This is a genomic window from Streptomyces anandii JCM 4720 (assembly GCF_014650655.1).
Taxonomy (GTDB): domain Bacteria; phylum Actinomycetota; class Actinomycetes; order Streptomycetales; family Streptomycetaceae; genus Streptomyces; species Streptomyces anandii.
Map to the genome: position 1 here is coordinate 24,053 of NZ_BMVJ01000013.1, position 4,805 is coordinate 28,857.

Here is a 4,805-nt window from a genome sequence, read left to right on the forward strand (position 1 = left end):
ATCACCGCGATCAGCGGCATCTTCGGCCGGAACTACGCCCTCACCCTCGCCGTACTGGTCACCGGCCCGCTGGGCGGCGCGGCCGGCGCCTTCGGCACGGTGTCGACCGTGCTGGCGGTGGGCGGCGTGGCCGGCGCGGTCCTGGCCGGACGCCTGCGCAGTCCCTCCGTGCGGCTCGTCGGCGCCCTGGCCGTGGCCGGCGCGCTGCTGCAGATCGGCGCCGGGCTCTCCCCGAGCCTGTGGGTCCTGATGGTGCTCGTCGCCCCCATGGCGGTCGTGGAGTCGGTCTCCGACACCGCGGGCACGACCGTCCTGCAGACCGACCCGCCGCCGCACATGCGCGGCCGGGTCCTCGGGGTCTGGCGCAGCGCGAGCACCGGCTGGAGCCTGGTCGGCCCTCCGCTGCTCGGCCTGCTGATGCAGACCGCGGGCGCCCGGGGCGCCCTGGTGATCGGCGGCGTGGTCATCGCCGGCGCCATCGGCACGGGCACCCTGCTGCGGGCCCGCCGCACACCGCTCGGCGAGCCCCCCACCCCGAGCCGCATCGCCTACACCTCCCTGCCGTCCACCGTCACATCACCCGGCGCGACCGTCCGCACCGCCCCGGTGCCGCCCCGCACCGTCGCCTGCACCACCCCCGACCACGGCGAACTCTGCGCGGCGGGCTGCACTGCGGCGGCCTGATCGCGGGTCGCCCGCGCGGGGGCCGTCGACGCGTCAGGGGAGCGACGGCAGCACCGTGAGCGTTCCGTTGGCCAGGCGCAGGGCCGATTCCAGGGCCGCGGGCCGGTGCAGGGAGCCGGTGCCGTCGGGCGGTACCAGCCACTCCAGGGAGCGCGTGGGCCGGTACGGCGGCGGTACGGCGACCCAGGAGCCCCTGCTCGCGTGCCGTACCCCCGCCCCGATCCAGCCGCCCCCGGGATCGGGCGGCAGGAAGAAGCCGACCCGGTGCGCGGCCGTGTCCACCAGCGTCGGCCCGGGAACCGGCAGCGCGGGCTGCCACAGCATCTCCAGCGCCAGCAGGCCCAGCCGGTCCGGCACGCTGAGCACGTCCCAGAAGCGGCCGGCGGCCAGCAGCGCGACGCCGTCGCCCTCGTCCCACGCCCGCTTGCACGCCCGCGGATCGGGCGCGGCGGCGGCGAGCCATTCCACGCCGTGCACGCCCCTGGCACTGGTCATGTTCCGCTCCGGGAGGTCGTCCGTCGGCCACGGCCACGCATGCTCGTAGATATTTCTACGGGACGGAAGGGGTGGCGCGACCTGGCGTTTCGGTCCCGGACGTTCGAGCTCCGGTGCCGCGTTCGAGGGCCCGCCCCGGTTGATCCCCACCAGCCCTCCGCGCTCGAATCAGTTGCCGTGACGATTGATTCTTGCGCTCAGTGCTTGTCATGGCGACTTTTTCGCTCGTACGATCCCGGTATTCCACCGCCGCCGACCACCGGGACCCCTCATGGACCGCACCCGCCTGCACCACCTGCTCGCCCGCGAGAGCGCCGAGGCCGAGCGGCGCAACCCGCGTTCGAAGGCCGCGTACGACCGTGCCGAGCACCTGTTCGGCCGGGTGCCGATGACGTGGATGAACAAGACCGCCGGCGCCTTCCCCCGCTACCTGGACTCCGCCCGGGGCGCCCGCGTCACCGACGTCGACGGACACGAGTACATCGACTTCTGCCTGGGCGACACCGGCGCCATGGCGGGCCACTCGCCGGAGGTCGTCGCCGACGCGGTACGGCGCCGGTACGCCGAACTGGGCGGCGCCACCGCCATGCTGCCCACCGAGGACGCCGAGTGGGTCGGCGCCGAGCTCACCCGCCGCTTCGGACTGGCCCGCTGGAGCTTCTCGCTGACCGCGACCGACGCCAACCGCTGGGCGATCCGGCTCGCCCGCGCGGTCACCGGCCGCCCGAAGATCCTCGTGAACAGCTACTGCTACCACGGCAGCGTCGACGAGTCGCTCATCGTCGTCGGCCCGGACGGCCGCGGCACCGCCCGCGAGGGCAATGTGGGGGCGCCCTGCGACGTCACCCTGACCAGCCGCGTCGCGGAGTTCAACGACCTGGCCCAGCTCGAGCGCGAACTCGCCCACGGCGACGTCGCCGCCGTGCTCATGGAACCGGCGCTCACCAACATCGGCATCGTCCTGCCCGAGCCCGGCTACCTGGACGGCGTGCGCGAGCTGACCCGGCGGTACGGCACGCTGCTGATCAACGACGAGACCCACACCTTCTCCGCCGGCCCCGGCGGCTGCACCGCGGCCTGGGACCTGGAGCCCGACCTGCTCACCATCGGCAAGGCGATCGGCGGAGGCATCCCGGCCGGCGCCTACGGCCTGTCCGCCGAACTCGCCGACCGGCTGCTCGGCCGCGCCGACCTGGACCTGGTGGACATGGGCGGCGTCGGCGGCACCCTGGCGGGCAACGCGCTCTCCGTCGCCGCCACGCGCGCGACCCTGGAGCACGTGCTCACCGACGACGCGTTCGCCCGGATGGCGAAGCTGTGCGAGCGCTTCGAGGCCGGGGTGCGCGCGGGCATCGAGGCCCACGGGCTGCCCTGGTCGGTCGCCCGGCTCGGCGCGCGCACCGAGTACCGCTTCACCGACCCCGCCCCGCGCACCGGCACCGAGTCGGCGGCCGCCGCGGACGCCGAGCTCGAGGACTTCCTCCACCTCTACCTGGCCAACCGGGGCATCCTGCTCACCCCGTTCCACAACATGGCCCTGATGTGCCCCGACACCACCGAGGCGGACGTCGACAGCCACACCGAGCTCTTCGCCGCCGCCCTGACCGAGCTGGCCGGCTGACACCGGCCGACCGGCGGATCGCCCCCGCCACTACGCTGGGGCGATCCGGCCGGAGAGGGGAAGCTACGCACGTGGACGACATCGACCGGGCCATCCTGCGCGAGCTGCAGACCGACGGGCGGATCGCGTACGCGGATCTCGGGCCCCGGGTGGGGCTGTCGGCGTCGGCCGCCCGGCAGCGGCTACAGCGGCTGCTGGACTCCAAGGCCGTCCAGGTGGTCGGCGTCACCGACCCGATGGCCATGGGCGGTCAGGCCATGGCGCTGCTCGGCATCGCCGTGGACGGCGACGCCCGCGCGGTCGCCGACGAACTGGCCGGGCGGGCCGAGGTCGTCTACTCGGTCCTCACCTCAGGCGGCTTCGACCTGTTCGCCGAGGTCGTCACCCCCGGCCCGCGGGACCTGCTGGACTTCGTCAACGACGTGGTGCGCCCGATCGAGGGCGTGCGCCAGGTCCAGTCGTTCCCCTACTTCGGCATCCACACCCACCGGTTCCTCTGGGACGTCGGCTGACGCCCCTCCCGGAGCGCCGACGGGCCGCGGTCCGGGCTCCGGACGGCCGCCGTCAGGGGCCGGGCGCCGCGCCGTCCGGCCCGGCGGGTGCCAGGACCAGCATGGTCACGTCGTCCCGGACCGTGCCGCAGTGCGCCAGGAGGTCGGCCAGCACGTGGTCCGCGAGGACTCCCGGATCGATGTCGGCGAGCCGGGGCAGCCGGTCGAGCAGGGGGTAGAAGGCGCCGCTCCTGTCCCTGGCCTCGGTGACGCCGTCGGAGGCCAGGAACAGCACGTCGCCCGGGCGCAGCAGCAGGGTGTGCCCCTCCTGTTCCGGCACGGACTCGGCGAGCCCCAGGCCGAGCGGCGTCCAGGGCACCACCTCGACCTCCGTGGCCTTGCCGTCCCGCAGCAGCACCGGCGCCGGATGACCGCAGGTCACCACCCGCACCGACCGCGCGTCGCCGGCGAACTCCAGCAGCACCGCGGTGGCGAACAGCTCCGCGTGCCGCACCTCCGCCGAGTCCACCACCAGCCTGCGGTCCAGCGCGCCCGCGACGGCCGTCAGGTCCGGGCGGTCGAGCACCGCCTCGCGGAAGCTGCCGAGCAGCGCGGCGACCGTGGACACCGCCGCCAGTCCGTGCCCCTGCACGTCGCCCATCACCGCCCGTACCCCGTGCGGGCCGCGGCGCACGTCGAAGAAGTCCCCGCCGACCAGGGTCCCGCGCTGCGCGGCCCGGTACAGACCCGCGCACCGCACCGGGCCCACCAGCTCGGGGACCGGCGGCACGACGGCCCGCTGCGCCGCCTCCGCGATCGTGCGCTCGAGGCTCAGCTGCCGGTCGCGTCGGCTGCGTACGAAGGACAGGAACACGCTCAGGACGGAGACGAAGACGATCGTCTCCAGGTCGGTGTTGCCCGGGTGGTTCAGCTGGAAGAGCGGCACGCTCAGCAGGGTGACCACCGCGCAGCCGAGCAGCGCGGTGGCCAGCGGCCCGTACGACAGCACGGCCAGCGGCGGGATGGCGCCCAGCAGGAACCCGATGTCGAGCGGGTTGGGGCTGAGCAGCGTGGCCACGCACACCCCGACCACCAGCACGGGCGGCAGGACGCGCACCCAGCGCGGCGGCGGTGCGCCCCGCAGCCAGCTGCGCCGGGAGGGGTCCCGGCGCGAGCGTGGGGCAGGAGGCTTCGGCACACCACCACGCTGCTACGCCACACGTCGTCCCGCACGCCGGAGCCGTCGCCGAACGGCTGGAACGGCTGGGAGGGGTCGGACCGCTAGAACGGCGTGAGGGTCAGCCGGATCCCGGTCGGGGCGGTGTCCTGGATGTAGGAGGCGAAGTCCGCCACGTCGTCGAAGGCGAACCCGTACGCCCGCCCGTCCTCGGTCGCCGCGTGCATGGCCTTGGCGTAGTGGTTGGTGATCGAGGCGCCGTAGAAGGACGCGGCGTCGGTCACCGGCTGGGCGGCCGGGGACAGCAGGGTCGAGCGGTTGAAGCCGGCGCCCAGCA

Annotated in this window: 6 protein-coding genes; 3 read left to right on the forward strand and 3 right to left on the reverse strand. The window is 74.6% G+C overall.

The annotated features are described in order from the left end of the window. Positions 1–684 (forward strand): MFS transporter (locus tag IE249_RS38185; protein ID WP_229859043.1); only part of this gene is annotated, 684 nt, incomplete at its 5' end. A 33-nt stretch (positions 685–717) separates the two neighbouring features. On the opposite strand, the gene IE249_RS22770 is transcribed toward IE249_RS38185, so the two are convergent. After that, positions 718–1,179, reverse strand: a complete 462-nt coding sequence (locus tag IE249_RS22770; RefSeq protein WP_189707351.1) for a hypothetical protein — start codon at positions 1,177–1,179, stop codon at positions 718–720. Between the two features lie 271 nt (positions 1,180–1,450). Here IE249_RS22770 and IE249_RS22775 point away from each other — a divergent pair, with 271 nt between their 5' ends. Both IE249_RS22775 and IE249_RS22780 read left to right on the forward strand, forming a co-directional pair. Next, complete coding sequence (locus IE249_RS22775) at positions 1,451–2,800, forward strand: transaminase (RefSeq protein WP_189707353.1); 1,350 nt, start codon at positions 1,451–1,453, stop codon at positions 2,798–2,800. A gap of 71 nt (positions 2,801–2,871) precedes the next feature. Further along, on the forward strand, positions 2,872–3,312 hold the full coding sequence (locus IE249_RS22780; RefSeq protein ID WP_189707355.1) for an Lrp/AsnC family transcriptional regulator: 441 nt from the start codon (positions 2,872–2,874) through the stop codon (positions 3,310–3,312). 52 nt (positions 3,313–3,364) lie between these two features. On the opposite strand, the gene IE249_RS22785 is transcribed toward IE249_RS22780, so the two are convergent. Both IE249_RS22785 and IE249_RS38190 read right to left on the reverse strand, forming a co-directional pair. Beyond that, positions 3,365–4,489 (reverse strand): PP2C family protein-serine/threonine phosphatase, encoded by a 1,125-nt coding sequence (locus IE249_RS22785; protein WP_189707357.1) that lies wholly within the window; start codon positions 4,487–4,489, stop codon positions 3,365–3,367. A gap of 83 nt (positions 4,490–4,572) precedes the next feature. Next, positions 4,573–4,805, reverse strand: a 233-nt coding sequence (locus tag IE249_RS38190) for a beta-1,3-glucanase family protein (RefSeq protein ID WP_229859045.1), incomplete at its 5' end; no start/stop codon positions are given.